Annotated in this window: 25 protein-coding genes; 15 read left to right on the top strand and 10 right to left on the bottom strand. The window is 63.9% G+C overall.

The window, feature by feature from the left end:
- Nucleotides 1-64: 64 nt before the first annotated feature.
- The 5 genes from accC to KTQ42_RS11780 form a co-directional block, all read right to left on the bottom strand.
- On the bottom strand, nucleotides 65-1,432 hold the full coding sequence (gene accC, locus KTQ42_RS11800; RefSeq protein ID WP_217345672.1) for an acetyl-CoA carboxylase biotin carboxylase subunit: 1,368 nt from the start codon (nucleotides 1,430-1,432) through the stop codon (nucleotides 65-67).
- A gap of 93 nt (nucleotides 1,433-1,525) precedes the next feature.
- Entirely contained in the window at nucleotides 1,526-1,987 is a 462-nt protein-coding gene (accB, locus tag KTQ42_RS11795; protein ID WP_217345671.1) for an acetyl-CoA carboxylase biotin carboxyl carrier protein, read from the bottom strand.
- Between the two features lie 68 nt (nucleotides 1,988-2,055).
- On the bottom strand, nucleotides 2,056-2,493 hold the full coding sequence (aroQ, locus tag KTQ42_RS11790; RefSeq protein ID WP_217346928.1) for a type II 3-dehydroquinate dehydratase: 438 nt from the start codon (nucleotides 2,491-2,493) through the stop codon (nucleotides 2,056-2,058).
- An 82-nt stretch (nucleotides 2,494-2,575) separates the two neighbouring features.
- Nucleotides 2,576-3,085, bottom strand: a complete 510-nt coding sequence (locus KTQ42_RS11785; protein WP_249222732.1) for a TlpA disulfide reductase family protein — start codon at nucleotides 3,083-3,085, stop codon at nucleotides 2,576-2,578.
- An 8-nt stretch (nucleotides 3,086-3,093) separates the two neighbouring features.
- Nucleotides 3,094-3,705 (bottom strand): hypothetical protein, encoded by a 612-nt coding sequence (locus KTQ42_RS11780; RefSeq protein ID WP_217345669.1) that lies wholly within the window; start codon nucleotides 3,703-3,705, stop codon nucleotides 3,094-3,096.
- Between the two features lie 78 nt (nucleotides 3,706-3,783).
- Between KTQ42_RS11780 and mpl the strand changes: the two genes are divergently transcribed.
- The 10 genes from mpl to KTQ42_RS11730 all read left to right on the top strand — a co-directional run bounded on the left by mpl (nucleotide 3,784) and on the right by KTQ42_RS11730 (nucleotide 14,340).
- Nucleotides 3,784-5,172 carry a UDP-N-acetylmuramate:L-alanyl-gamma-D-glutamyl-meso-diaminopimelate ligase gene (gene mpl, locus KTQ42_RS11775; RefSeq protein WP_217345668.1) on the top strand — a complete coding sequence of 463 codons (1,389 nt, stop codon included), beginning with the start codon at nucleotides 3,784-3,786 and terminating at the stop codon, nucleotides 5,170-5,172.
- Between the two features lie 15 nt (nucleotides 5,173-5,187).
- A complete protein-coding gene (locus tag KTQ42_RS11770; RefSeq protein ID WP_217345667.1) occupies nucleotides 5,188-5,769 on the top strand; it encodes a YqiA/YcfP family alpha/beta fold hydrolase in 582 nt (193 codons plus the stop codon).
- Nucleotides 5,766-6,308 carry a chorismate lyase gene (locus KTQ42_RS11765; RefSeq protein ID WP_349292140.1) on the top strand — a complete coding sequence of 181 codons (543 nt, stop codon included), beginning with the start codon at nucleotides 5,766-5,768 and terminating at the stop codon, nucleotides 6,306-6,308. The genes KTQ42_RS11770 and KTQ42_RS11765 overlap by 4 nt, the downstream gene beginning before the upstream one ends.
- A 33-nt stretch (nucleotides 6,309-6,341) precedes the next feature.
- Nucleotides 6,342-8,408, top strand: coding sequence for an RNB domain-containing ribonuclease (locus KTQ42_RS11760; protein WP_217345666.1), 2,067 nt, complete (start codon nucleotides 6,342-6,344; stop codon nucleotides 8,406-8,408).
- 95 nt (nucleotides 8,409-8,503) lie between these two features.
- Complete coding sequence (locus tag KTQ42_RS11755; RefSeq protein WP_217345665.1) at nucleotides 8,504-9,397, top strand: TonB family protein; 894 nt, start codon at nucleotides 8,504-8,506, stop codon at nucleotides 9,395-9,397.
- The gene (gene aroE / locus KTQ42_RS11750) at nucleotides 9,397-10,212 is read left to right on the top strand and encodes a shikimate dehydrogenase (RefSeq protein ID WP_217345664.1); all 816 of its coding nucleotides are present in this window, start codon (nucleotides 9,397-9,399) and stop codon (nucleotides 10,210-10,212) included. Before KTQ42_RS11755 ends, aroE begins: the two co-directional genes overlap by 1 nt.
- Nucleotides 10,213-10,215: 3 nt before the next feature.
- Nucleotides 10,216-10,905 (top strand): monofunctional biosynthetic peptidoglycan transglycosylase, encoded by a 690-nt coding sequence (gene mtgA / locus KTQ42_RS11745; protein WP_217345663.1) that lies wholly within the window; start codon nucleotides 10,216-10,218, stop codon nucleotides 10,903-10,905.
- Nucleotides 10,906-11,233: 328 nt separating this feature from the next.
- On the top strand, nucleotides 11,234-12,199 hold the full coding sequence (gene corA / locus KTQ42_RS11740; protein ID WP_194711604.1) for a magnesium/cobalt transporter CorA: 966 nt from the start codon (nucleotides 11,234-11,236) through the stop codon (nucleotides 12,197-12,199).
- Nucleotides 12,200-12,729: 530 nt separating this feature from the next.
- Nucleotides 12,730-13,155 (top strand): CopG family transcriptional regulator, encoded by a 426-nt coding sequence (locus KTQ42_RS11735; RefSeq protein ID WP_217345662.1) that lies wholly within the window; start codon nucleotides 12,730-12,732, stop codon nucleotides 13,153-13,155.
- A 21-nt stretch (nucleotides 13,156-13,176) separates the two neighbouring features.
- Nucleotides 13,177-14,340 carry a PHB depolymerase family esterase gene (locus tag KTQ42_RS11730; protein WP_217345661.1) on the top strand — a complete coding sequence of 388 codons (1,164 nt, stop codon included), beginning with the start codon at nucleotides 13,177-13,179 and terminating at the stop codon, nucleotides 14,338-14,340.
- A 72-nt stretch (nucleotides 14,341-14,412) separates the two neighbouring features.
- Here KTQ42_RS11730 and KTQ42_RS11725 read toward each other — a convergent pair whose 3' ends face one another.
- The 3 genes from KTQ42_RS11725 to KTQ42_RS11715 form a co-directional block, all read right to left on the bottom strand.
- Nucleotides 14,413-15,336 carry an SMP-30/gluconolactonase/LRE family protein gene (locus KTQ42_RS11725; protein ID WP_217345660.1) on the bottom strand — a complete coding sequence of 308 codons (924 nt, stop codon included), beginning with the start codon at nucleotides 15,334-15,336 and terminating at the stop codon, nucleotides 14,413-14,415.
- A gap of 215 nt (nucleotides 15,337-15,551) precedes the next feature.
- Nucleotides 15,552-16,475, bottom strand: a complete 924-nt coding sequence (locus tag KTQ42_RS11720) for a hydroxyacid dehydrogenase (protein ID WP_217345659.1) — start codon at nucleotides 16,473-16,475, stop codon at nucleotides 15,552-15,554.
- Complete coding sequence (locus KTQ42_RS11715) at nucleotides 16,472-17,170, bottom strand: RraA family protein (RefSeq protein WP_217345658.1); 699 nt, start codon at nucleotides 17,168-17,170, stop codon at nucleotides 16,472-16,474. The genes KTQ42_RS11720 and KTQ42_RS11715 overlap by 4 nt, the downstream gene beginning before the upstream one ends.
- Before the next feature lie 268 nt (nucleotides 17,171-17,438).
- Between KTQ42_RS11715 and KTQ42_RS11710 the strand changes: the two genes are divergently transcribed.
- Nucleotides 17,439-18,332, top strand: a complete 894-nt coding sequence (locus KTQ42_RS11710) for a LysR family transcriptional regulator (protein WP_217345657.1) — start codon at nucleotides 17,439-17,441, stop codon at nucleotides 18,330-18,332.
- Nucleotides 18,333-18,392: 60 nt separating this feature from the next.
- Here the strand turns inward: KTQ42_RS11710 and KTQ42_RS11705 are convergent, their stop codons facing one another.
- Entirely contained in the window at nucleotides 18,393-19,343 is a 951-nt protein-coding gene (locus tag KTQ42_RS11705; RefSeq protein WP_217346926.1) for a tripartite tricarboxylate transporter substrate binding protein, read from the bottom strand.
- 554 nt (nucleotides 19,344-19,897) lie between these two features.
- On the opposite strand from KTQ42_RS11705, the gene KTQ42_RS11700 reads away from it, so the two are divergent.
- The 4 genes from KTQ42_RS11700 (at nucleotide 19,898) to KTQ42_RS11685 (ending at nucleotide 24,162) form a co-directional block, all read left to right on the top strand.
- A complete protein-coding gene (locus KTQ42_RS11700) occupies nucleotides 19,898-20,860 on the top strand; it encodes a tripartite tricarboxylate transporter substrate binding protein (protein ID WP_217346925.1) in 963 nt (320 codons plus the stop codon).
- Nucleotides 20,861-21,057: 197 nt separating this feature from the next.
- The gene (locus tag KTQ42_RS11695) at nucleotides 21,058-22,143 is read left to right on the top strand and encodes an enolase C-terminal domain-like protein (RefSeq protein WP_217345656.1); all 1,086 of its coding nucleotides are present in this window, start codon (nucleotides 21,058-21,060) and stop codon (nucleotides 22,141-22,143) included.
- Nucleotides 22,144-22,303: 160 nt separating this feature from the next.
- On the top strand, nucleotides 22,304-23,518 hold the full coding sequence (locus tag KTQ42_RS11690; protein WP_217345655.1) for an AI-2E family transporter: 1,215 nt from the start codon (nucleotides 22,304-22,306) through the stop codon (nucleotides 23,516-23,518).
- Nucleotides 23,519-23,718: 200 nt separating this feature from the next.
- Nucleotides 23,719-24,162 carry a cupin domain-containing protein gene (locus KTQ42_RS11685; RefSeq protein WP_217345654.1) on the top strand — a complete coding sequence of 148 codons (444 nt, stop codon included), beginning with the start codon at nucleotides 23,719-23,721 and terminating at the stop codon, nucleotides 24,160-24,162.
- Between the two features lie 78 nt (nucleotides 24,163-24,240).
- Here KTQ42_RS11685 and KTQ42_RS11680 read toward each other — a convergent pair whose 3' ends face one another.
- A complete protein-coding gene (locus KTQ42_RS11680) occupies nucleotides 24,241-25,461 on the bottom strand; it encodes a type II secretion system F family protein (protein ID WP_217345653.1) in 1,221 nt (406 codons plus the stop codon).

The following is a 25,461-nucleotide window of genomic DNA, read 5'->3' as shown; positions in this document are numbered from 1 at the left end:
CGGCATGCCGCCCGCTTGCAAAAGCACAGTGGCCGGCGCCTGCCGGGCCCTGCATCACCCCGGATTAAGCCGCTTCCTTGGGCAAGTCCGGCTTGGTCGCCAGCTTGTGCTCCAGGTAATGGATATTGGTGCCGCCTTCGATGAAGCGCGCATCCACCATCAGTTCGCGGTGCAGCGGGATGTTGGTCAGGATGCCTTCGACCACCATTTCCGACAGCGCGATCTGCATGCGGCGGATGGCCTGCTCACGGGTGGCGCCATAGGCGATCACCTTGCCCACCATGGAGTCGTAATGCGGCGGCACGTAGTAGCCGGCATAGGCATGGGAGTCGACCCGGATGCCGGGGCCGCCGGGCGGATGCCAGGAGGTGATGCGTCCCGGCGAGGGCGTGAACTTGAACGGGTCTTCGGCATTGATGCGGCATTCGATCGCATGGCCCTTCAGCTCGACATCGCGCTGGCGGAAGCGCAGCTTCTCGCCGGCGGCGATGCGGATCTGTTCCTGCACCAGGTCGATGCCGGTGATCATCTCGGTTACCGGATGCTCGACCTGGATGCGGGTATTCATCTCGATGAAGTAGAACTCGCCGTTCTCATACAGGAACTCGAAGGTGCCGGCGCCGCGGTAGCCGATGCGGCGGCAGGCTTCGGCGCAGCGGTCGCCGATCTTCTCGATCAGCTTGCGCGCAATGCCGACTGCCGGCGCTTCCTCGATCACCTTCTGGTGGCGGCGCTGCATCGAGCAGTCGCGCTCGCCCAGCCAGACGGCGTTCTTGAATTCATCGGCCAGCACCTGGATTTCCACGTGGCGCGGATTTTCCAGGTACTTCTCCATATAGACTTCCGGGTTGCCGAAGGCGGTGCCAGCCTCGGTGCGGGTCATCGTCACCGCCGACAGCAGCGCCGCCTCGGTATGCACCACGCGCATGCCGCGTCCGCCGCCGCCGCCGGCGGCCTTGATGATGACCGGATAGCCGACCTTGCGGGCAATACGGATGATTTCCTTCGGGTCTTCCGGCAGCGCGCCGTCCGAGCCGGGCACGCAGGGCACGCCGGCCTTGATCATGGCCTGCTTGGCGGACACCTTGTCGCCCATCAGGCGGATCGCGTCCGAGCGCGGGCCGATGAAGACGAAGCCGGACTGCTCCACCCGCTCGGCGAAGTCGGCGTTCTCGGACAGGAATCCGTAGCCGGGATGGATGGCTTCGGCATCGGTGACTTCGGCTGCGCTGATAATGGCCGGCATGCTCAGGTAGCTCAGGGACGAGGCAGCCGGGCCAATGCAGACCGATTCATCGGCCAGCTTCACATACTTGGCTTCGCGGTCGGCTTCCGAGTGGACGACCACGGTCTTGATGCCCATCTCGCGGCAGGCGCGCTGTATGCGCAGCGCAATTTCGCCGCGGTTGGCAATGAGGATTTTTTCAAACATGGTTGGGGAGTGTCAGTCAGGGTGTCGGCGTTAAGGGGGACAAACAGGGACAGGCATGGCCGCGGCGGAGGAGCCGCCGCAGGCCGCTCCCTGTCATCCGATGATGAACAGCGGCTGACCGAACTCGACTGGCTGGCCGTTCTCGACCAGGATTTGCTGGATCACGCCGGAAGCATCGGCATCGATCTCATTCAACAGCTTCATTGCCTCGATGATGCACAGGGTGTCGCCTTCCTTGACGGTGGCGCCGATGTCGACGAACGGCGCCGAGCCAGGCGATGCGGCGCGATAGAAGGTGCCGACCATCGGCGACTTCACCACATGGCCCGTGGGTACGGCTTCGATGGCGGCGGCAGCCGGAGCGGCCGGCGCCGGCGCGGCGCTCTGGGCCGGTTGCTGCGCCATGGCCTGCGGCTGCATCATCACCAGCTGGTTATGCGGAGTAGCCGAGGATTTGACGATGCGGACCTTGCTTTCGCCTTCAGTCACTTCAAGCTCGGCGATATCTGATTCTGCGACCAGGTCGATCAAGGTCTTCAGTTTACGTAAATCCATGGGAACCCCTCAAAATATTCGTAGTAGTAATCGGCAGAAACTTGCCGATCGATTGCAATTATTGTGATTTAAAGCTTTTTGAGCGCGAAATCGATCGCGGCACGGTAACCTTCGACCCCCAGGCCGCAGATCACGCCGACAGCGATATCGGAGAGAAACGATTTGTGGCGGAAGGGTTCGCGCTTGTGGATGTTGGAAATATGGATTTCCACAAACGGAATGGCGACGCCAGCCAGCGCATCGCGCAAGGCAACGCTGGTATGCGTCAGTCCACCGGGATTGATGATGATGGCGTCGACCTTTTCAAGACGTGCTGCCTGAATCCGGTCGATCAATGCGCCTTCGTGATTGCTCTGGAATGTCGCGATGACAGCATCGGCGGCGCTTGCCTGTGCCTGTGCTGCCTGCTCAACGTCCGCCAAGGTGGTCGATCCATACACTTCCGGCTCACGGGTTCCCAGCAGATTCAGGTTGGGACCATTGAGCAAGAGTAGATTTTTTGCCATCGAGGTGGATTCCAATTGACGAAGTTGGCGGCATTTTGCCGGTAAATCCTGAAGATTGGCAAGGAAAATGCGCCAAACCTGCTTACAAGGCGTTCAGATCGCGCCGCAGCTCGTCCATTTTCAGCCGCCCGAGATAGGTCTTCCTGACCTTGCCCGACGCATCCAGCAGTACGGTAAACGGCAAGCCGCCGGCCTGGTTGCCCATCTGGCGCGACAGTTCGGAGCCGTCGATGCCGGCCACGTAGAGCGGATAGCCGATCTGGTATTTCTCGGCAAACGCGCTGATGCTGGCCGGATTATCGATCCCGATGCCGAGGATCTGGATGTTCCTGGGCTGAATCTCCTTTTGCAGCGCGGTCAGTTCCGGCATTTCCTCGACACAGGGCGCGCACCAGGTCGCCCAAAAATTCAGCACCAGCGCCTGGCCCTTCCATTTGGTCATTGCGATGTTTTCGCCCTTGGCGTCGGGCAGGGTGCGGTTGTAGAAGCCGGCGCTGGCCTCGGGTTGCGCGGGCTGGGTGGCGAAGCGCTTGCTGCCGAACCAGGCGCCGGCCAGGCCGAAGACGACGGCAACGGCGAGAAGCGGCAGCATGCCCCGCCTCATTTGGCTTCTTTCTCGATCAGCGCGCGAACGGCGTCGATATTGGCCCGTTCCGGGCGATCCGGGTCGGCCGGCTTGCGGGCGGCACGCAGGTCGTTGTAGTCATACAGCGCCAGGTGGACGCCGTCGTTGCCGCGCAAAAAGGACAGGGTTTCGACCGGGTCCCCGCGCTTGTGGAAATGCGGCGATTCCGATACTTCGAACTGGATGTTCCGGTTCATCAGGAACACGGCGACATCCTTGGTGTTTTCCACGAACAGCTGGAGATGGATATCCGACTGGTCGCCGGCGGTGCCGTTGAGCACGGCGCCGGTCAGGTAGGGCGAAAAGTCGGCAAGTTCGGTCATCAATTGCAAGGCCAGCTTGCGCAGGTGCAGCAGCCGCGCCGGCTGGGTGGCTGAAAAAAACAAGTCGTTATAAACCCGCACTTCATCCTCTATTTGTGCATTGTCGGGCAGAATATCGCCCCTGACCTTGACGTCGCCCAGGATCTGCCGGGCGGCGCGCCGCTTGGCGGTGCCATAGTCAGCGCCGTCTTCCGCGATCATGCGGGCTGCCGCTGCGGCAATTTCGGCGCGCAATAATTCGGTTTCCGTGGGGTGGCTACTCATGGTTTTCGGTAAGTGGCAAGGCGGGCCTGGTCCGGCGGGTCGGGTAGAATCCCGGTTAATTCAATCCGAAATTGTACAATGCATATACATATCCTTGGCATTTGCGGCACGTTCATGGGCGGCCTGGCCGTGCTGGCACGCCAGGCGGGCCACAAGGTCACCGGTTGCGACGCCAATGTCTATCCGCCGATGAGCACCCAGCTGGAAGAGCAGGGCATTGCGCTGATCGAGGGCTTTGGCGCCGAGCAGATCGCGCTGCAGCCCGACCTGTACGTGATCGGCAACGTGGTGTCGCGCGGCAATCCGCTGATGGAAGAAATCCTCAACCGCGGCCTGCCCTATACCTCCGGCCCGCAGTGGATAGGCGAGCACATCCTGCGTCATCGCTGGGTCTTGGCAGTGGCTGGTACCCACGGCAAGACCACCACGTCCTCGATGCTGGCCTGGATACTGGAAGACGCCGGCTATGCGCCGGGCTTCCTGATCGGCGGCGTGCCGATGAACTTCGGCATCTCGGCGCGGCTGGGCGGCGAGGGCAGGGACAGGGAGTCCGCCTTCTTCGTCATCGAAGCCGATGAATACGACACCGCCTTCTTCGACAAGCGCAGCAAGTTCGTGCACTACCACGCGCGCACCGCGATCCTGAACAATCTGGAATACGATCACGCCGACATCTTCCCCGATCTGGCCGCCATCGAGACCCAGTTCCATCACCTGGTGCGCACCGTGCCGGGCGTGGGCCGGCTGGTGGTCAATGCCCGCGAACCGGCGCTGGAGCGGGTGCTGGCGCGCGGCTGCTGGAGCGAGAAGGAACTGTTCGGCGCGCGTGACGCGTCCGGCTGGAGCCTGCATGAGCATCACGACGGCAGCTTCGATGTCTTCCTCGACGGCGAGCAGCAGGGCACGGTGCAATGGAAGCTGTCGGGCGAGCACAACCGCCTGAACGCCCTGGCGGCGATTGCCGCGGCGCGCCATGTCGGTGTGCCGCCTGCGCAGGCGATTGCCGCGCTTGGAAATTTCGAGAGCGTGCGGCGGCGCATGGAAGTGCGCGGCGTGGTCAATGAGATCACGGTCTATGACGACTTCGCCCATCATCCGACCGCGATCGCCACCACCGTGGCCGGCTTGCGCAAGCAGGCCGGCGGCAATGCCCGCATCCTGGCGGTGCTGGAGCCGCGTTCCAACACCATGAAGCTCGGCGCGATGAAGGATGCGCTGCCCGACAGCCTGGCCGAAGCTGACCTGGTGTATGGCTATGGCGCGGCTAGCGGCAAGGATGCGCTGGGCTGGAGCCTGGCCGATGCGCTGGCGCCGCTGGGCGCGCGGGCGCAGGCGTTCAATGACATCGACGCGCTGGTGGCAGCGGTCGCCCGCGACGCCCGTCCCGGCGACCAGGTGCTCGCCATGAGCAATGGCGGCTTCGGCGGCGTGCACCAGAAGCTGCTCGACGCGCTGGCGCGGCGCTGAAGACAACACCAATCCATGATCGTCTATCTGCACGGATTCCGCTCCTCGCCGCAGTCCTTCAAGGCGCGCCTGCTAAACCAGCGGCTGCACGCGCTTGGCCGTGGCGCGGACTATCTGTGCCCGCAGTTGCCTGCCTCGCCGGCGGGGGCCATCGCCCTGGTGCAGTCGCTGATCGCCGGCCAGTCGCCGCAGCAACTGACGCTGATCGGCTCGTCCCTGGGTGGCTACTATGCGACCTGGCTGGCCGAGCAAACCGGCTGCCGCGCGGTGCTGCTGAACCCGGCGGTGTCGCCGCCGGGCGACTTGGAAAAATATGTCGGCATCACCACCGGCTGGCATGACGGCCAGCCTTTCGAATTCAAGCGGGAATACATCGCCGAGCTGCAGGCGCTGGCGGTGCAGCATATCAGCCAGCCGGAGCGTTATTTCCTGGTCGCGGCCACCGGCGACGAGGTGCTGGACTGGTGCGACATGACCCGCCACTATGCCGGCGCGCGGCAACTGGTGATACAGGGCAGCGACCACGGCCTGTCCGGCTTTGCCGACCAGATCGACGCGGTGCTGGCATTCTGCGACGGCGCGGAGCCGCTGGCGTGAATCGCTGGCTCGCCCATCTGCCGCCGGGCAGTGCGCCGCCATTGCTGCGGCCCTGGCTGATCGAGCCCGGCTCCCTGACCGCCAGGCTGCAGGCGCACAGCCGGCACTTTGAAGTCAGGCTGCTACGGCAGTCGCATGGCGTATGCCAGCCGGACCAGGCCGCCGTGATTGGCCTTTCGCGCGCGGCCCGGGTGCGCGAGCGTGAGGTGCTTTTGTGCTGCGATGGCGAAGCGGTGGTGTATGCCCATACCGTGACGGCATTGTCCAGCGCCGCCGACTGGCCCTTCTTCCATCGCCTGGGCCAGCGCTCGCTTGGCACGGCGCTGTTTTCCGACCCCCTGATCGCGCGCGGCTGCCTGCAGCATGCGCGCCTCCATGCGCGCCATGCACTGGCGCGCCGTGCCGCGGCCGCGGCGCCCGCGTGCGGCAACGAGCGGGTGCTCCATGCCCGCCGCTGTCTCTACCGACGGCACCGCGGGCTGTTGCTCGTGACTGAATTATTTCTGCCGACACTGGCACGACTGGCGCCGCGGCGCTGATTCCCTTACCCGATACAAAACAGGCAGTGACTGATGAATCTATTTTTTGAAGAGTCCGGCGATTTCAAGGCCGGCGCGGTGTTATCCCAGCAGGGCGAGGCCTACCAGGTCGAACTGCCGACGGGCAAGCGGGCCAAGGTCAGGGCGCGCGACGTGCTGCTGCAGTTCGCCGCGCCGACACCGGCCGAGATGCTGGCCGATGCGCAGCGTATCGCCGATGAAGTCGACCTCGACTTCCTGTGGGAAGTGGCGGGCCAGGAAGAGTTCGGCTTTGCCGAGCTGGGCACGGAATATTTCGGCCATGCGCCGCAGGCCCATGAGGCGGCCGGCCTGGTGCTGAAGCTGCATTCGGCGCCCATCTATTTTCATCGCAAGGGACGCGGCCGCTACAAGGCGGCGCCCGAGGCGACCCTGAAGGCGGCGCTGGCCGGCCTGGAAAAGAAGCGGCAGCAGCAGCTGGTGCAGGCCGGCTATGTCGAGGAACTGAAGGCCGGCCGCTTGCCGGAGGCGATGAAGCCGATCACCACCCAGCTCCTGTTCAAGCCGGACAAGAACAGCATCGAGTACAAGGCGCTGGACGCGGCCGCCTCGGAGCTGCAGACCACGCCGCAGCGGCTGATGCTGTCGGTCGGCGCGATCGCCTCGCCCAAGGAACTGCATTTCACCCGCTTCCTGCTGGAGAACTTCCCCAGGGGCACCGGCTTTCCGCCCGTGGCCATTCCGCCGCGGCCGTCGCTGCCGGTGGCCGACGTGCAGGCGTTTTCGATCGACGATGTCACCACTACTGAAATCGACGACGCCTTCTCCGTCACCCGCCTGGACGACGGCAAGGTCCGCATCGGCATCCATATCGCCGCCCCCGGCCTGGGCATTGCCCGCAACGACGCCATCGATGCCATCGCCCGCCAGCGCATGTCCACTGTCTATATGCCCGGCGACAAGATCACCATGCTGCCGGATGAGCTGGTGGCGGCATTCACGCTGGCTGAAGGACACACCTGCCCGGCGCTGTCGCTCTACCTGACGCTCGACACCACGGACTGGAGCGTGATCGCCAGCGAAACCCGCAGCGAGGCGGTGCCGATCGCGGCCAACCTGCGCCACAACGACCTCGATGAACTGGTCACCGAAGACAACCTGGCCCAGGGCGCCGGCGACTATCCGTACAAGGAAGAGATCGGATTGCTGTGGCAGTGGGCGCAGGTGCTGGAACAGGGCCGTCAGGTCAAGCGCGAGTCGTTCGGCCTGAAACCGGAGCAGAACAACCGGGTCGACTTCAATTTCTATGTCGAGGACGACGTCGTCACCATCAGCCGCAGGAAGCGCGGCGCGCCGCTGGACAAGATCGTCGCCGAGCTGATGATCCTGGCCAACAGCACCTGGGGCAAGCTGATGCACGACCATGGCGTTCCCGGCATCTATCGGGCGCAGGGCGGCGGCAGTGGCGGCTGGGCCACGCGCATGCAGGTGCGCATGGTCACCCACGCGGCGCCGCACCAGGGCCTGGGGGTGGACCAGTATGCATGGAGCACCTCGCCGCTGCGCCGCTACACCGACTTGGTCAACCAGTGGCAGATCATGGCCTGCGTGCAGCATGGCGTGACCGCCCCGCTGGCCGCGCCGTTCAAGCCCAAGGATGCCGACCTGTTCGCCATCGTGTCCGCCTTCGACGCCGCCTATGCCGCCTATGCCGAGTTCCAGTCCTCGATGGAACGCTACTGGTGCCTGCGCTGGCTGGCGCAGGAGCAGGCGCGCCAGGTCGAGGCCGTGGTGCTGAAGGACGAGATCGTGCGCCTGGTCGACATTCCGCTGGTGCTGAAGCTGTCCGGCATGGCGCAGCTGGCGCGCGGCACCCAGGTCAGGCTGGACCTGCTGCGCTGGGACGAGGTCGACCTGTCGGTCGAGGCGCGCCTGCTGGAAGTGGAAGCCGGTCCGGGCGACGACACACTGGCCGAGGCCGACGATGCGCTGGCCGACGAGGCCGAACTGGCGGCCGGCATGCCGCCGCTGGAAGCCGATCCGGCGCAGCAGACCGAGGCCGCCGAGTCGGTGGAAGCGGGCGCCGACGCCCGTGCCGATGCCGCGCCGCCTGTTGCGTGAAACCGCCGGCAACGTGGCCGGCCGGCAAATCCCGGCCGCCCGTTTTGCCCTTTGGCGTAAAATCGACGTCCCGATGAAATCTGACTAAGCTGCGCGTGAAGCATTTCCTACAAGACCGCACCCTGGTGATCGCGGTCGTCATTTCCCTGCTGGTGCATGCCGTGCTGCTCGCCGTGCGCTTCGCCGCGCCCGAGCCGGTGCGCTTCAAGCCGGTCGACCCCGGCCTGGAAGTCATCCTGGTCAATGCCCGGCACGAGAAGAAGCCGGTCAAGGCCGAGGCGCTGGCCCAGGCCAACCTCGACGGCGGCGGCAATGCCGACGCCGGCCGCGCCAAGTCGCCGCTGCCCAACCTGAAGAAGAGCGAGGACGGCGACAATATCAAGGCGGCGCGGCGGCGCGTGGCCGAGCTGGAAGAACAGCAGAAGATCCTGGCGCAGAACGCCAAGCAGACCCGCAACAAGGCGCCCAGGACCACGCCGCAGGACACGCCGAGCGCCACGCCGCCGACGCCGGCCGCGCCCGACGACAATGAGAACGCCCGCGCATTGGCGCGGGCCGAAGCCGAGATCAACCGCCAGATCGAGGACTACAACAAGCGGCCGCGCAAGACCCAGATCACGCCGAGCACCCGCGAGGTCGGCTATGCGATGTATTACAGCCAGCTGCAAAAGCGCATCGAGAATATCGGCACCCTGAACTTCCCGCAGCAGAACGGGAAGAAGCTGTACGGCGAGCTGGTGGTGTACATACCGGTGTTCCAGGACGGCACCATCTATGACAAGGAAGGCGGCCCGCGCGTGGAGCGCTCGTCGGGCAACCCGGCGCTGGACGAGGCGGCCTTGCGCATCGTGCGCCGCGCCGCGCCCTTCGGCCGCTTCCCCGACAACATGCGCACCAGCGGCAAGGACGACGTGTGGGAAATCATCACGCGCTTCAAGTTCACCCGCGACGATGCGGTGCAGACCGAACTGCGTGGAGGAAGCAGCTGATGACTGACAACTATGCCGTGATCGGCAACCCGATCGCCCACAGCAAGTCGCCCGAGATCCATGCGCGCTTCGCGCAGCAGACCGGCGAGGATATCCGCTACGAGCGGCTGCTGGCGCCGCTGGACGGCTTCGCGCAGACCGTGGCCGCCTTCATGCAGGCCGGCGGGCTGGGGGCCAACGTCACCGTGCCGTTCAAGCTGGAAGCCTATGCGCTGGCCACCGAGCTGAGCGTGCGGGCGCAGGCGGCCGGCGCGGTCAACACGCTGCGCTTTTCCGGCGACGTGATCTATGGCGACAACACCGATGGCGTCGGTCTGGTGACCGACATCGTCCGCAATGCCGGCGTGGCGCTGCAGGGCAGGCGGCTGCTGCTGCTGGGCGCCGGCGGCGCCGCGCGCGGCGTGCTGCTGCCGCTCCTGGACCAGCAGCCGGCGGAGATCGTGATAGCCAACCGCACGCCGGAGAAGGCGCACCTGCTGGTGCAGGAATTCTCGGCGCCGCATGGCGTGCTGCGCGCCAGCGCCTTCGATGCGCTCGACGCCATGTTCGACGTGGTCATCAATGCCACCTCGGCCAGCCTGGAACAGGCGCTGCCGCCGGTGCCCGCCGCCTGCTTCGGCCCCGCCACGCTGGCCTACGACATGATGTACGGCCGCGACGCCACGCCGTTCATGCGCCTGGCCGAAAGCCACGGCGCCACCGCGCGCGATGGCCTGGGCATGCTGGTCGAGCAGGCCGCCGAATCCTTTTTCGTCTGGCGCGGCGTGCGCCCCGACACCGCGCCGGTGCACCAGGCGCTGCGCGCCCTGCTGTAGTTCATGCTGAGGAAGCTGCTGTTCTGGCTGGTGCTGGTGCCGGTCATCCTGGTGCTGGCGCTGCAGCTGTATTTCTTCGCGCAGATCTGGTGGTGGGTGGAGCACAATCCGACATCCACCAGCTTCATGCGCCAGCAGCTGTCGGTGCTGCAGCAAAAGAATCCGGACGCCAGGCTGCAGTTCCAGTGGGTGGACTATGAGCGCATCTCGGGCAACCTGAAGCGCGCCATCATCGCCTCCGAGGATGCCAATTTCTCAGGCCATGAAGGGATAGACTGGGATGCGCTGCAGAAGGCTTATGAAAAGAACAGCAAGCGCGGCAAGGTCGTCTCGGGCGGGTCCACCATCACCCAGCAGCTGGCCAAGAACCTGTTCCTGTCGGGCGAGCGCAGCTACCTGCGCAAGGGCCAGGAAGTGGTGATTGCCTACATGATCGAATACTGGATGGACAAGGAACGCATCTTCGAAATCTATCTGAACGTGGTGGAGTGGGGCAATGGCGTGTTCGGCGCCGAAGCCGCGGCGCGGCATTATTACGGCACGTCGGCGGCAAGGCTGTCTGCCAGCCAGGCGGCGCGGCTGGCGGTGATGCTGCCCAATCCGCGCTACTACGACCTGCACCGCGATTCGAGCTATCTGGCCCGTCGCAGCGGCCTGATCCTGCGTCGCATGGGCTCGGCCGAACTGCCCTGAAACCCGGTTTTGGCGGCACACGCAACAGGCCTTGCGCGGGTCTGCATTGGCTTCCGGTTATGACTTGCCTAGGCATGGCCTTGTCAGTACACTTGCGCTGTTTTTGTTCCTGGAGACCCGACTTGGGTAGTCCTTATTCAGACATGCGGCCATCATTGCATGGCCGGTTGGCGAGATAGCGCGCTGCATTCCCCAGTCGCCTCTCGCCAGTTTTGGTGGGCGGGCGCATCCAAAAGGCCGTATCGGCCGCGTTCCCTGATTTGTTACACACCCCTGGCGCATGCCAGGGGGCGCTGCGCTTGCGCGAGCGCTGCGGGCGGGAGGTCAGATGATCAATGTATTTGTGCTGCAAAACGGCCGGCTGAACCAGGTCAATATCAACAGCCGCGACGACCTGGTGCAGGCCGTGCCGGTATGGGTGGACCTGACCGATCCCAACGATGAAGAGCGCAACTGGGTCCGCAGCATCTATGGCGTGACGCTGCCGGGCGAGGATGAAGTCAAGGACATCGAGGCATCGGCCCGCTACTACGAAGCCGAGAATGGCGACCTGCATCTGCGCACCGACTTCCTGCTGGAAGACGACGACGGCCCGGCGCGGGTGGTGACGGTGGCGTTCATCCTGGCGCGCAACATGCTGTTCTCGGTGCATACCGACGACCTGCCGGTGTTTCGCCTGGTGCGCATGCGCGCCCGTTCCCGGCCGGGCTCCATCGACGACTACAAGGATGTGCTGCTGGACCTGTATGCCACCGACGCCGAGTATTCGGCCGATGCGCTGGAAGGCATCTACCAGAGCCTGGAGGAAGTCAGCCGCAGCGTGCTGCAGAAGGACTTCACCGACCAGGACGCGGCCGAGTCGCTCAATGCGATCGCCCAGGAGGAAGACCTGAACGGCCGCATCCGCCGCAACATGATGGACACCCGGCGCGCGGTCAGCTTCCTGATGCGCGGCCGCCTGCTCAATGCCGACCAGTTCGAGGAAGCGCGCCAGATCCTGCGCGACATCGAGTCGCTCGATGGCCACACCGCCTTCCTGTTCGACAAGATCAACTTCCTGATGGACGCCACCGTCGGCTTCATCAACATCAACCAGAACAAGATCATCAAGATCTTCTCCGTGGCTTCGGTCGCCTTCCTGCCGCCGACGCTGATCGCCAGCATCTACGGCATGAACTTCCGGCTGCTGCCTGAACTGAACTGGGATTTCGGCTATCCGTTTGCGTTGGTGCTGATGGTGGCCAGCGCGATTACGCCGTTCTGGTATTTCAGGAAGCGCGGATGGCTGAAGTAATCCGGTAAGGCTGTGACGTTGCCGCTGCGGCGGCGTCTGGGCTGCAATTCTCCTTCCGTGAAAGAGCAGGGCATGGTCCTGCATGCCCGCCAATGCTGCAACGATAGCGGCGGGCCAGAGCATCCGGCAGTAGCGGACGATGCCTGGCATCGCCGGCATGAAAACCGTGTGCTGCCCAACGCAATCGTTGGGCATTGAACTGCGCCGGCTTCTCAGACTCAACTGCAATTCTTTCCCTGTCCGGCGACAGCCACGTTTCGCCCGATCCAGTCCGGATTCAATTTCCGCTTCCGTTTTCCCAACCCGCGTCCTGCATTCAGGTCAAAGGGATTCGCACGGTATGCCGTGCCATCGCTGCTTACCGCTCCAATGCAAGGCAGCCACCAGGCAGGCAGGCGCAACATCATGCATTTCTGCAATGTTAAAAAAGGTTTGACACGGTCATTACACTCTATATACTCCGGTTGGATGGTGAGTGGATTCCAAGAGGAGTCCAACTGGAATCCTCAGAAATGGAGATGCGAACGTAAATGACACAGCCGACCGTACAGCCGCCCTTGCCGGTGAAGGCAAACGACACTGAAAAAGTGACCATCAACCTGGGCCTGGTCGATCTCGGGCAGATCGATCTGCTGGTCCAGGAAGGTTTTTATACCAACCGCACCGACCTGATACGCACAGCGATACGCAACCAGCTCGTGGCCCATGCCGACGTGATACGCCAGACCGTTACCCGCAAGAGCCTGGTGCTGGGTCTGCAGCATTTCTCCCGTGCCGACCTGGAAGCCCTGCAGGCCGCCGGTCAGACCCTGCGCATTCAGGTACTGGGGCTGGCCACGATCGCGCATGACGTGGCGCCGGAACTGGCGCTGGCCACCATCACCGATATTTCCGTACTGGGTGCGCTGCATGCCAGTCCAGCCGTCAAGGCCGCATTGGCCGGGCGGATACATTAAACGAACCCAAGAAAGCACAACATGAACATCAACCAGCAATTCCTGGCGCAAATGCAGGAAGCGGCGCAACTGCTGCAAACCGAAGGCCCGATGGCGGCCACCGCCGCCATCCAGCGCGCCCTAAACGGCGGCGCAACGCCTGCCGCTCCGCATGCCACGCCATCGGGCAAGGCGCAGCCTGATGGCCTGATCGACATCAATCCGGTCAGCGCCGCAGACGAGGCGCCCCAGCCGCCGCGCGCCGGCCTCTCGGGCCTGGCGCAGCGCCTGCGCGCCAGGATGGCCAGGGGTGCGGTGCAGGATGTGCAGGATGCGCAGCCTGATGGCGGCGGGAATCAGGCGCCGCTCAAGGGCCAGTTCCTGAGCCTGACCGCCAGCACGCCGGCGGGCAGCCGCACCTACAAGCTGTACATACCGACCAGCTATGCGCCGGGCGGCGCGCTGGTGGTCATGCTGCATGGCTGCAAGCAGCATCCGGACGACTTCGCCGCCGGCACCGGCATGAATGCGCTGGCCGAGGAGCATGGCTGCCTGGTTGCCTATCCGGCGCAGTCGAAGAATGCCAACGGTTCCAACTGCTGGAACTGGTTCCAGGCCGGCGACCAGCGGCGCGAGCGCGGCGAACCCGCCATCATCGCGGCCATTGCCCGCGATGTCCTGCGCGACTACAAGGCCGACCCGGCGCGGGTCTATGTCGCCGGGCTGTCGGCGGGCGGGGCGATGGCGGCCATCCTGGCAAGCGAATATCCCGACCTGTTCGCCGCCGCCGGCATCCATTCCGGGCTGCCGACCGGCGCCGCGCACGATGTGCCCTCGGCCTTTGCCGCGATGCAGAAAGGCTCGATCAAGGCGGCGCGCGCCGCCGGCATCCCGCTGATCGTGTTTCATGGCGACGCCGACAAGACCGTCCATCCGCGCAACGGGCAGGCGGTGCTGGCGCAACGCACCGCGGGACGTGCCAGCGCGGCCACGGTGGAGAAGGGGAAGGCGGCAAACGGCCGCGGCTACACCAGGGCGATACACCGCGACGGTAGCGGCAAGCTGCTGGCCGAGCACTGGACAGTGCATGGCAGCGGCCATGCCTGGTCAGGCGGCAGCCGGCGCGGCTCCTACACCGACCCGCAGGGGCCGGATGCATCGCGCGAGATGCTGCGCTTTTTCCTGGAGCACCGCAAGAACGCCTGAAGCAGAAGTGAAAGCGACGGGATGGCTGGCGCGCAGTTCAAGCCGCGTGCGCAGCAGCCATCCGGCCGTGCATCAGGCCTGGCCCCGATGCACGGCCAGCCCCGCCACATCGAGTTCGGCGCGCAGGATGCTGCCACTGACCGACTCCGTGCAGTAGAGCGTCGTGCGTCCGGCGCCGCCAAAGGCGATGTTGGTCAGCGACATGCCTTCGGTGCTGCGCACCACCATCACCGGCTCGGCGCGATGGTTGAGCACCCAGGCATAACCCAGCCCGGGATTGGCGACGATGACCCGGCCCTGCCGATCGACAGCCAGGCCATCCGGTCCGCTCGGTCCATAGGAGGTAAAGAACTGTCCGACCTTGGCCACGCTGCCATCGTCGAGCAGGGGAAGCCGCCACACCGCATTGCCCCGCGTGACCGCAAGGTAAAGCACTTTCTCGTCCGGCGACAGCGCCAGTCCGTTCGGGCTGGGCGCATTGGCCAGCAGCAGGTCGAGCTGCCCGTTCGAACGCAGCCGGTAGAGCCTTCCGGTCGGATCGTGCATGCCGGTCTGGCCCTGGTCGGTGAAGTACAGATTGCCCCGGGAATCGAAGACGAGGTCGTTGATGCCCTTGAAGGACTCGCTGTTGCGGCGGGTCAGGTACGGCCGCACCGCGCCGCTTTCAATCTCGCACAGCATCAGGCCATTCCTGTAGTCGGCAATCAGCAGTTCGCCCGGATTGAGGAACTTCATGCCGTTCGGTTCGCCATCGTATTCGGCGATCAGTTCCCATTCGCCCATGGGGCTGATGCGGAAGATCCGGCCAAAGGGGATGTCGGTGACGTAGAGATTGCCGAGGTCGTCGAAGACCGGGCCTTCGAGAAAGGAGTCGGTTGGCGCGCCGCCGCGATTGGCGTCGGCCCACAGCGAGCGCATGCCGGTGCGGCGGTAATGCGCCGGCATGCTGGTGAAGACCTCGGTGTCACGAAGCACCGGCGGTTGAAGAAGGACCATGCTGGCTTTCCTGTTATGCCCATCCTGATTCATGCCTGCCGGACGAAACGGATGGATGGTTTGGTCCGGCACAGGCGTAGCGAAGCTGGCAGGCTAGCCCGGTACCGCGGCTGGATGCCATCGACACGAGGCATCGCGTTCCGGGCCCGGCAGCGACTTCATGTTGCCGGCATGGCTGAGCCGGCAACATGAGACGCGCAGCCGATGTGACTCGACTAGCGGGCAAGCACCGCCAGCGCGTTGCTTGCCGCGCCTACGCCCATCTTCACATAGGCATCGCCGGTCACGCCACCGATGTGCGGGCTCAGCACCAGGTTGTCCGTGCCGAGGAACGGATGCCCGGCAACCATGGGCTCGACCTGGAAGCTGTCCAGCCCGGCGCTGGCGACCTGGCCCGACTTCAGTGCGTCAAGCAGGGCGGCTTCATCGATCAATCCGCCGCGCGCGGTGTTGATGATGATCACGCCCGGCTTGCAGGCTGCCAGCGTGCCGGCATTGATCAGGTTGCGGTTGTCATCGGTCAGCGGGCAGTGCAGCGAAATGACGTCGGACTCGCGCCAGATCGTCTCCAGGTCCGCCAGACGCACGAAGTCCGGCACTGCCTTTGCGTAGGGATCGAAGCCGATCACGCGCATGCCGACCGCATCGGCCATCTTCGCAAAGCGCTGGCCGATCGCGCCCAGGCCAATCAGGCCAACGGTGCGGCCCTCCAGTTCCAGGCTCTTGTGGGTCGACTTGTCCCAGTGGCCGGCATGCATGCGCGCATTGAGCGTGGTGACGGACTTGGCGCAGGCCAGCATCAATGCCAGCGCCTGCTCGGCAACCGCGGCAGCATTGGCGCCGGCGGCGGCAACGACTTCGATGCCGCGCGCGCGGGCCGCTACCTTGTCGATCGTGTCGGTGCCGCTGCCGTGTTTCGAAATGACCCTCAGCGAAGGCGCGGCCGCCATTGCACGTTCGCCGACCTTGCTGTAGCGGACGATGATGGCCACCGGATCATGCTGCCTGCACAGCGCGACGATGTCCTCCTCGCTCGGCGTCTTGCCGGCGAAGACGATCTCGTAGTCCCGCAGCAGCTGCAGCGCCGGCGCGGCAAGGTCGGCTCCCGTGACCAGTATGGTGGGCTTGCCCTGGTTCACAGGGTTTCTCCTTCCTTGATCACGCCGGCCGCCAGCAACGCGGCATCGAGCCAGCCCGGGCGCAGCGCCTTGCGGCTCTTGATGTCGGCAATGCGCCTGGTTTCCATGGCCACCTTTTCGGCGGCCAGCGGCAGCATGGCGGCTGCCTTGTCGCGCTCGATGACGGTGACGCCATCGCCATCGCCCACCACCAGGTCGCCTGGATTGACCGTCACGCCACCGATGGAAATCGGATGGTTGAGCCGGCCGGGCACGAATTTGGTCGGGCCGCTTGGATTGGTGCCGGCCGCATACATCGGGAAGCCCAGTTCGCGAATCGCTTCTGCGTCGCGCACGGCGCCGTCGATCACCACGGCCGCCACGCCCAGCGCCACGCATTGCTGCGACATGATTTCACCCATCAGCGCGCTGTTGAGATCGCCCTTGCCATCGACCAGGATCACGTCGCCGGGCTTGGCAATGGCCATCGCGGCATGGATCATCAGGTTGTCGCCGGGCCGCACTTCCACAGTGATGGCCGGGCCGGCGAATTTCATCGACGGCGCCAGCGGCGCGATGCGGCCGGAGAGGCCGCCACGGCGTCCCGCCACGTCGGCCAGGATGGAAGACGGATATTCGGCCGCGGCGGCAACGATTTCCGGGGCGACGCGGTCGATGTCGCGAATGACGTCGGGCAGTACGGCAGCTTGACTCATGAAAGTCTCCTTTGGTGTGCCGGCAATGCCGGCGATATGTAGTCGAAGAGGGAAGAGCGCAGCAGGCCTGCAAGTCCGGGACCGATGGGAAAACCCAGATGCGCGATCGATGTATCCGGGCTTGCGGCGTGCTGAAAAGCGACCACTGCAAGCGCCGGCGACAATGCATCGCCCGGCGCGGCTTGTGGTTCTCGGCCTTGAGTATTGATGCCTGAAGGCCTATAGTCCAATCGATTGTTTTTTGAGATTCATAATCTGGACTTTTGCAATGGACCTGCGGGATCTGCATTACTTTGAAGTCATCGCTGAACTCGAGCATATGGGACGGGCCTCGGAGCGCCTGCATCGCACCCAGCCGGCGCTGACCAGCTCGATCAGGCGGCTGGAGCAGGACTGCGGCGTGCGGCTGTTCGAGAAATCGGGACGTGGCATACGCCTGACCGAAGCGGGCCAGGTGCTGCTGAAGTGGGCGCGGCGCACCCGGCTGGACGTGCATGATGCGCAGCAGGAAATCAACCATCTCGCCCATGGCCTGGCGGGCACGGTGCGGGTCGGCATCGTGCCGACCGCGGCGCAGTTCCTGCTGCCGCCGGCCATGCGCCAGCTCATCCGGGAAGCGCCCGAGGTCAACCTGCACACCGTGGTCGGCCTGATCGACGTGCTCAGGTCGCTGCTGCATTCAGGTGAAGTGGATATGACGATAGGCACCGAAGGCATGGCCGAGCCAGGCTTCACGTCGGAGTTCCTTGCGGAAGACCCGATCGTCGTGGTCGCCAATGCCAGCCATGAGATCTTCCAGGGCGCGCCGACCATCAAGGACCTGGGAGCCTATCGCTGGGTGCTGCAGTCAGAGGGGGCGCCGACCAGGGACTGGCTCGACCAGACCTTCGAGCGGCATCATCTGCCGCGTCCGCGGGTGCAGGTCGAGTCCAACACCTTGCTGATGCTGCCCACGCTGATTGCCGAGACCGGCTTGCTGAGCTTCATATCACGCCGGCATCTGCTGCCCGGCCAGCCCAGCTTCGCGCTCAAGGAAGTGAACGTGCCGGAAACCGTGATGCAGCGGCGCATGGTCGTTACCTATCGCGAAGGCGGCTATCTTTCGCCGGCCAGCCGGCGCCTGATCGAGCTGCTCGCATCGGCTGCGGTGGTGAATGAATGAGCGGATGAGTGGATAAGCGAGAAGGGGCAGCATGCGAGGGCATGCACGGCCCATTGCCTGTCAGTCGAGCTTGATATTGCCCTTGCGGATCACTTCAGCCCACTTGGCATCTTCCTTCTTCAGGAAAGCCGCAAACTCCTCCGGCGTCGAGCCTATCGGCTGCGCGCCCAGTTCATTGAAGCGCTGCTTGACCTCGTCTTCCCTGAGCGCGTCGGCCAGGGCTGCGCGCAGTTTCGCCACCACGGGCTCCGGCGTGGCGGCAGGCAGCAGCATGCCGTTCCACTCGTAAGCCTCATAGCCTGGCACCGCTGTTTCGGCCACGGTGGGCACGTCGGGCAGGCGCTTGGACCGCTCGGGCGACGACACCGCCAGCGCCCGCAGCTTGCCCGAAGAGACCATCGGGTAGGTTGCCGCAACAGTGCCGAACATGAAGTCGACCTGGCCTCCCATCACATCCATGATGGCCGGACCGCCGCTCTTATAGGGCACATGGACCATGTCGAGGTCGAGCTTTTGCCGGAACAGCTCGGCTGCCAGCCGCTGCACCGTGCCGCTGCCGCCCGAGGCGAAATTGATCTTGCCCGGCGCCGCCTTGGCCTTCGCAATCAGGTCCTTCACATCCTTGAATGGCGCGTCGGCTTTGACAATCAGCACGTTGGGCGTCAGCGCCACCAGCGACAGCGGCTTCAGGGCGCCGGCGGCATAGGGCATGCGCGCAAAGAGGTGCGGGTTGATCGAATAGGGCGTGGCGTCATACAGCACGGTGTAGCCGTCGGCCGCCGCCCGGGCGACATAACTGGCGCCTATGGTGCCGCTGGCGCCGGCGCGGTTGTCGACGATGATGGGCGTGCCCAGCTTCACGCTCATGCGCTGGGCCAGGACCCGCGCCAGCGTGTCAGCCGCGCCGCCTGGGGTGTAGGGCACGACGAAGGTGATGGGTTTTTCCGGATAGGCGGCATGCGCGTAAGTAGCGGTGAAGGCGCATGCGCCAATGAGCGCTGCGCAGCGCATGAGCAAGGTACGTCGGTTCATGACTTGTCTCCTGATGAATGGATGCCCACGCGAGTTTTCCGTATAACGCGATGATTCACGGGCACCTCTGTGAGTCTTGGATCGGGAGTATCGAAGCAGATAATGGAGACGTCCAATTGATACTTCGCAGCGATTCATAAATGCCGCTTATGCAGTTTCAATCGAGTTTCAATGCAGCGGAAAGCGGGCATGGCTAAAGCTGCATTTATGAATCGTCAAAAATTATCAATTGGACTGTAAAACTTTAGCTGCAATACTTGTGCCCCAGGAACCCAACCCATACCCGACATGCTGAAGAGATATCGAAGGCAATGGTTTCGGGCTGACATTAGTTGCCTGAAGAGGCTTTACGCTTGCTTGTTCTTTGCCTCCGTACGCCAGCCATGATTATATGAAGCCGCCGCCTGCATCATCAGGCAGTATCTGGCGCACATTCATCAACGCGCCTTTCATGTCAGAGCCAGTGCCTCACGCGAGCGTTTGCCGGGAAAAAATTAAATAATCAGGAGAACACCATGTATTCATTGAGCCGCATGATTGCCGGCATCGCGCTGACCACCATGGCCTTGCACGGAATGACGGCATCGGCACAGGACAGTTATCCCTCCAGGCCGATTCGGCTTGTCGTGCCGTTCCCGCCCGGCGGCGGCACCGACACGATTTCACGCGTCGTTGCCAACAAGCTGACTGAAACATTGAAGTGGACCATCGTCGTGGACAACCGGCCTGGAGCCGGCGGCAACATCGGCGTGGACATGGCGGCCAAGTCGCCGGCTGACGGCTACACCATCGTGATGGGCCAGACCAGCAACCTGGCGGTCAATCCCACGCTGTATGCCAAGCTGCCGTATGACCCGGTCAAGGACCTGGCGCCCATTACCACCGTGGCCGATGCGCCGCTGGTGCTGGTGGTGGCTTCCAGCTCCAAATTCAAGACGCTGGCCGATGTGGTTGCCGCGGCAAAGGCAAAGCCGGGCGATGTGACCTTTGCCACGCCCGGTAACGGCACCGTGGCCCATCTGACCGGCGAGCTGTTCCAGCGTGCAGCCGGCATCAAGCTGCAGCACATTCCCTACAAGGGATCGTCGCAGGCCATCACGGACCTGATGGGCGGCACCGTGGACGTTTTCATGGCGTCCGTGCCGACTGCCATTTCGCATATCAAGAGCGGCAAGATGCGCGCGCTGGCGGTGACTTCCGCCAAGCGGTCGGTGAGCCTTCCCGATGTGCCCTCCATCAATGACGCCGGCTACAAGGGCTTCGACGCCAATACATGGTTTGGCCTGGCCGCGCCTGCCGGAACGCCAGCCAGCGTCATCGCGCGCTTGAACAGCGAAGTCACCCGCGTGCTGCAGATGCCCGACGTGCGCGAAAAGATACGCGCCGAGGGCGGCGACATCCTGGGCGGCACGCCGGAAGCCTTCGGCAACCTGATCAGGACCGATGTCGTGAAGTGGGGCAAGGTCGTCAGGGATTCCGGCGCGAAGGTCGACTAGGCCTTCCATCAGAATCGCCTGACCGCATGGCTGCTTGCAGCCAGCGGCCCGATTTGCCTGCTGCCGCGGCGTCCACATGGCCAGCCGCGGCAGCGCCGTCCATAGGCACTGCTGGCCCCCGCTTGGCATGCGCCTGTTGCATTGCCTGCCGATCGCTGCCTTAATGTGGTCTCTTCAACGCAGAAGGAGACACAACAATGCACGATGCACCGCTCATCATCCGCAATGTCGTGGCACGTGCCGTGGTTGCGCCGATCAGCCGCCCGGTGCGCACCGCAATGGGCACCATACCCGCCGCGCCGCTCGTGCTGCTGGACGTCCATACCGAGCAGGGCGTCACCGGAAGCGCCTACCTGTTTGCCTACACGCCGGTCACGCTGGGTCCGCTCGTGAAGCTGGCTGAAAACCTGGGCGAACTGCTGAAGGGCAAGAGGGTCGTGCCCTTCGAAAGAATCAAGGAACTCGACCTGCATTTCCGGCTGCTGGGGACACAGGGCCTGCTTGGCATGGTGCTGTCCGGGCTGGACATGGCTTTCTGGGACATCCTGGGCAAGGCGGCGGGAAAGCCGGTCGTGGCGCTGCTGGGCGGCGAGCCCAAACCGATACGGGCATACGACAGCTATGGATTCGTCGATCCGGTTGCCGATGCCGCGCAGATACAGCGCTCCCTGGACCAGGGCTTCCGGGGCATCAAGATCAAGGTGGGCGCCGATACGCTGGCGCAGGATATCGCGTCGGTGGGCGCAGTGCGGCGCATGATCGGGCCCGACATTGCCCTGATGCTCGACTTCAACCAGAGCCTCGGCCCGACCGAAGCCTGCCACCGCATCGGAAGCCTTGCCGACTTCGATCCCTACTGGATTGAAGAACCGGTATCGGCGCAGGATCTTCAGGGACATGCCAGGGTAAGGGCATCGACACGCGTACCCATCCAGACCGGCGAGAACTGGTGGTTCCCGCGTGACATGCAACGCGCCGTCAGCGCCGGCGCCTCCGACGTCGTGATGGTCGACATGATGAAGATCGGCGGCATCACCGGCTGGATGGCGGCCGCCGCGCAGGCCGATGCCGCATCCCTGCCGCTGTCGAGCCACATCTTTGTCGAGGCCAGCGCCCATGCGCTGCCGGTAACGCCCACCTGCGATTGGCTGGAGTACCTCGATTTTGCCGGAGCGATCCTTGAAAGCCCTTATGAGGTAAGAAATGGCACTGTCTGCGCGAGGGGAGACGGACTCGGCATCGCCTGGAATGAGGATGCGGTTTCCCGTTACGCAGTGCAGTGAGAAGCACCCGCTCCGGACTGTCGCTTCGAGTTTTTCCTGGCGCCGGGATCGTGATACAGCCGGTTGAGCATGCGCTCAATTGATTGGCAGCATGATGGCTTGACAATATTCATGGCAGGATCACCATGGCCATGTTCGCTGTCATCCGGACACTGTCGCGATGAAACCGCCCGAGCCGCCCCACCTGCACAAGCCGCAACCGCTCGACGAGCCGCTGGTTGCCGTGCGCAAGCCAACGCTGCAGGTCGAGATTACCCCGTTGAGCATGGTCGTCGCGCTGCTGCTCGCCGGCATGGTGTGGATGCTGGCACGGCTGGCGCCCGTCATCCTTGTGCTGGTCACGGCGCTCATGATCGTGGCAACCCTCTATCCAATGATCAGCTGGCTGGAGCGGCACGGATTACGACGCGGCATGGCCATTGCCATCGTGTTCGCCAGCCTGTTGCTGCTGCTGGCGGCCTTGCTGACCGTGACGCTGCCGGCGCTGGCCAAGCAGGTCGCCAGCCTGCTGAGCCAGGAACCGGAACTGCGGGAAAAACTGGCAGCCTTTCTTGCGCGCTATCGCTATGCCGAGCCGCTGGCCGAAGGGCTGCGCACGCTTCAGTACGGGCCATTGCTGAAGGCATCCCGCGCCGAGATGCTGGCATTTTCCAAAAACGTTCTTGAGGTTGTCGCCTATGGCGTCGCCGCGGTGTTTCTGGCGCTGTATATCGCCATCGATGGCGAGCGGCTGCGTGGCGCGCTGTTTGCGGTGGTGCCGCGGACGCAGCACATCCCTCTGTCGCGCATCCTGCTGAATCTGCAGACGATCGTCGGCGGCTATCTGCGCGGCCAGGCCATTACCAGCCTGTGCATGGGCGTGTTCATCTTCGTCCTGCTGACCCTGTGCGGCGTGCCCAACGCCCTGGCGATCGCAGCCTTTGGCGCCGTGGCGGATGTGCTGCCCTTCATCAATTTCTTCCTGACCATCATCCCAACCACGCTGGCGGCCCTGGCGCAGAGCCAGACCACGGCAGTCATCGTGTTCGTCCTGATGTTTGCCTATGAAGAGTTTGAAAGCCGGCTGCTGATTCCGCTGGTCTACGGTCGCGCGTTGCGCATGCCATCGTCGGTCGTGTTCTTTGCCTTGCTGGCGGGCGGCACGCTTTATGGCGTCGTCGGCGCGCTGCTGGCCCTGCCGGTCGCGGCCACGCTATTCATGCTGATCGAGGAGTTACGCATCGAGCTTCCTGGTGACGGGCTGGATACGGAACGGGAAGAGCAAAAGGAAGAGGACGAGAGAACCGCACAGGAGTATGCGCGCCGCGCCGAGGGCCTGCCGGCGGACAAGGCAGCGGCGCTTGCCGTCAAGATTGCAGAAAAGAACGAGGAGTAGGGCAAGGCAGCGCTGTAGCTTCAACTCACGTTTTGCAACCCGACTTGATCACGCTGTCGTTCAACGTGTCGAAGCCGGCTTGCCGGGCACGGTGCATTGGTTCCTGATGGCCTACAGCAAAGGCAGTCGCATTTTTCATTGACATCTCGTCCCCTGTGATCTGACATGACTTGTAGTGCTGGCCTTGAAAGGAGGATGTCATGAGCAAGCAATCCGTTGTGGTGAAACAGGAAGAGGGCGAAACCTTGAGTGTGCTCGGGGCAAAGGTCAGGTTCCTCTGCACCGGCGACCAGACCGATCATGCATGGTCCATGATGGAAGTCGTGCTTCCAAAGCATGCAGGCCCGCCGCCGCACGATCATGCCTGGGATGAAGCGTATTACGTCACGCACGGGCAAGTGCGCTTCCTGCTGGAAGGACAGGAGCGGGTCATCAGGGCAGGCGAATTCCTTTATGCGCCGGGCGGTACGCTGCATGGTTTTCAGGGTAATTCCGACGATCCGGCGCGCATGCTCATCATGGATGCGCCAGCCCACGCCGAGGCCTTCTTCCGGGATGTCGATCGCGAAGTGAAAGGCCCGGACGACCGGGCCAGGATTCCGGACATAGGCCGACGGAATCAGATCTTTTTCCGGCCTGCATGAACGGTGCGCATCTGTCGCATGGCCGCAATGCGCCAGATGCTGTCAGTAGTCTGAGGCAATCGGGAGCGAGCGACGTTATCAGACCACCGAGCCCAGCTTGAAGATAGGCAGATACATGGCCACCACCAGGCCGCCGATCAGCACGCCCAGGATCACCATGATCAGCGGTTCCATCAGGCTGGACAGGGATTCCACCGCCTGGTCGACTTCATCTTCATAAAAGTCGGCAACCTTGCCCAGCATCTGGTCCAGCGCGCCCGATTCCTCGCCGATGGCAACCATCTGCGTGACCATGTTCGGGAACACATCGGCATTCTGCATCGCAATCGTCAGGCTGGTGCCGGTGCTGACTTCGGTCTGTATCTTGCGGGTGGCATCCTGGTAGACAGCATTGCCGGACGCGCCGCCGACCGAGTCCAGCGACTCCACCAGCGGCACGCCGGCGGCGAACATCGTGGCCAGGGTGCGTGTCCAGCGCGCGATGGTGGCCTTGCGCACCACCGGACCGAAGATGGGCGCCTTCAGCAGCAGCGCATCCATCTTGCGCTGCATGGCCGGCGATCGGCGCCAGGCCTGAAAGAACAGGTAGAGGCTGCCGAACAGGCCGCCGAAGATGAAGTACCAGTTGGCCACGAAGAAGTCGGACATGGACATGACGATCAGCGTCGGCGCCGGCAGGTCCGCGCCAAAGCTGGTGAAGACTTCCTTGAAGGCGGGCACCACCCAGATCATGATCACGGCGGTGACGATGAAGGCCACCGCCAGGATGGATACCGGGTAGAACATCGCCGACTTGATCTTGCCCTTGATGGCCAGGGTCTTTTCCTTGTAGATCGCCAGCCTGGTCAGCAGGTCTTCCAGGATGCCTGCCTGTTCGCCGGCGGCCACCAGGTTGCAGAACAGCGGATCGAAATACAGCGGGAACTTGCGGAATGCCTGGTTCAGGCTGGTACCGGTTTCCACGTCGCCGCGAATGTCCTGAACCAGCTTGGACACCGAAGGATTGGAATGGCCCTTGGCGACGATGTCGAACGACTGCAGCAGAGGCACGCCGGCCTTCATCATGGTCGCCAGTTGCCGGGTGAAGAGCGTGATGTCCTTCTCGGTAACCTTGCGGCCGCTGCGCAGCGTGCGCTTCTTGACCTTGTGCACCAGGATGCCCTGGCGCCGCAGCGTGGCGCTGACCACGTTCTCGCCGCTGGCGCGCAGTTCGCCCCGCACCTGCTTGCCGCTGCGGTCGCGGCCTTCCCAGGCATAGATCGATTCCTTGATGTTGTGAACGCTTGCGCCACTGGCCAT

The organism is Noviherbaspirillum sp. L7-7A (assembly GCF_019052805.1).
Lineage (GTDB): Bacteria > Pseudomonadota > Gammaproteobacteria > Burkholderiales > Burkholderiaceae_D > Noviherbaspirillum_A.
The sequence above is the reverse complement of the archived record's forward strand: the minus strand, read 5'-3'. Positions and strand labels throughout refer to the sequence as shown.

Excerpts from the sequence above, each read along its gene's own strand:
- KTQ42_RS11715 (WP_217345658.1), bottom strand. The coding sequence starts at position 17,170 with ATGAGTCAAGCTGCCGTACTGCCCGACGTCATTCGCGACATCGACCGC.
- KTQ42_RS11710 (WP_217345657.1), top strand. The coding sequence starts at position 17,439 with ATGGACCTGCGGGATCTGCATTACTTTGAAGTCATCGCTGAACTCGAG.
- KTQ42_RS11760 (WP_217345666.1), top strand. The coding sequence starts at position 6,342 with ATGAATCTATTTTTTGAAGAGTCCGGCGATTTCAAGGCCGGCGCGGTG.
- KTQ42_RS11700 (WP_217346925.1), top strand. The coding sequence starts at position 19,898 with ATGATTGCCGGCATCGCGCTGACCACCATGGCCTTGCACGGAATGACG.
- KTQ42_RS11725 (WP_217345660.1), bottom strand. The coding sequence starts at position 15,336 with ATGGTCCTTCTTCAACCGCCGGTGCTTCGTGACACCGAGGTCTTCACC.
- mtgA (WP_217345663.1), top strand. The coding sequence starts at position 10,216 with ATGCTGAGGAAGCTGCTGTTCTGGCTGGTGCTGGTGCCGGTCATCCTG.
- accB (WP_217345671.1), bottom strand. The coding sequence starts at position 1,987 with ATGGATTTACGTAAACTGAAGACCTTGATCGACCTGGTCGCAGAATCA.
- KTQ42_RS11705 (WP_217346926.1), bottom strand. The coding sequence starts at position 19,343 with ATGCGCTGCGCAGCGCTCATTGGCGCATGCGCCTTCACCGCTACTTAC.
- KTQ42_RS11690 (WP_217345655.1), top strand. The coding sequence starts at position 22,304 with ATGAAACCGCCCGAGCCGCCCCACCTGCACAAGCCGCAACCGCTCGAC.
- KTQ42_RS11730 (WP_217345661.1), top strand. The coding sequence starts at position 13,177 with ATGAACATCAACCAGCAATTCCTGGCGCAAATGCAGGAAGCGGCGCAA.
- KTQ42_RS11695 (WP_217345656.1), top strand. The coding sequence starts at position 21,058 with ATGCACGATGCACCGCTCATCATCCGCAATGTCGTGGCACGTGCCGTG.
- KTQ42_RS11780 (WP_217345669.1), bottom strand. The coding sequence starts at position 3,705 with ATGAGTAGCCACCCCACGGAAACCGAATTATTGCGCGCCGAAATTGCC.
- corA (WP_194711604.1), top strand. The coding sequence starts at position 11,234 with ATGATCAATGTATTTGTGCTGCAAAACGGCCGGCTGAACCAGGTCAAT.
- KTQ42_RS11680 (WP_217345653.1), bottom strand. The coding sequence starts at position 25,461 with ATGGCCAGTGGCGCAAGCGTTCACAACATCAAGGAATCGATCTATGCC.
- mpl (WP_217345668.1), top strand. The coding sequence starts at position 3,784 with ATGCATATACATATCCTTGGCATTTGCGGCACGTTCATGGGCGGCCTG.
- accC (WP_217345672.1), bottom strand. The coding sequence starts at position 1,432 with ATGTTTGAAAAAATCCTCATTGCCAACCGCGGCGAAATTGCGCTGCGC.
- KTQ42_RS11735 (WP_217345662.1), top strand. The coding sequence starts at position 12,730 with ATGACACAGCCGACCGTACAGCCGCCCTTGCCGGTGAAGGCAAACGAC.
- KTQ42_RS11785 (WP_249222732.1), bottom strand. The coding sequence starts at position 3,085 with ATGCTGCCGCTTCTCGCCGTTGCCGTCGTCTTCGGCCTGGCCGGCGCC.
- aroE (WP_217345664.1), top strand. The coding sequence starts at position 9,397 with ATGACTGACAACTATGCCGTGATCGGCAACCCGATCGCCCACAGCAAG.
- aroQ (WP_217346928.1), bottom strand. The coding sequence starts at position 2,493 with ATGGCAAAAAATCTACTCTTGCTCAATGGTCCCAACCTGAATCTGCTG.
- KTQ42_RS11685 (WP_217345654.1), top strand. The coding sequence starts at position 23,719 with ATGAGCAAGCAATCCGTTGTGGTGAAACAGGAAGAGGGCGAAACCTTG.
- KTQ42_RS11770 (WP_217345667.1), top strand. The coding sequence starts at position 5,188 with ATGATCGTCTATCTGCACGGATTCCGCTCCTCGCCGCAGTCCTTCAAG.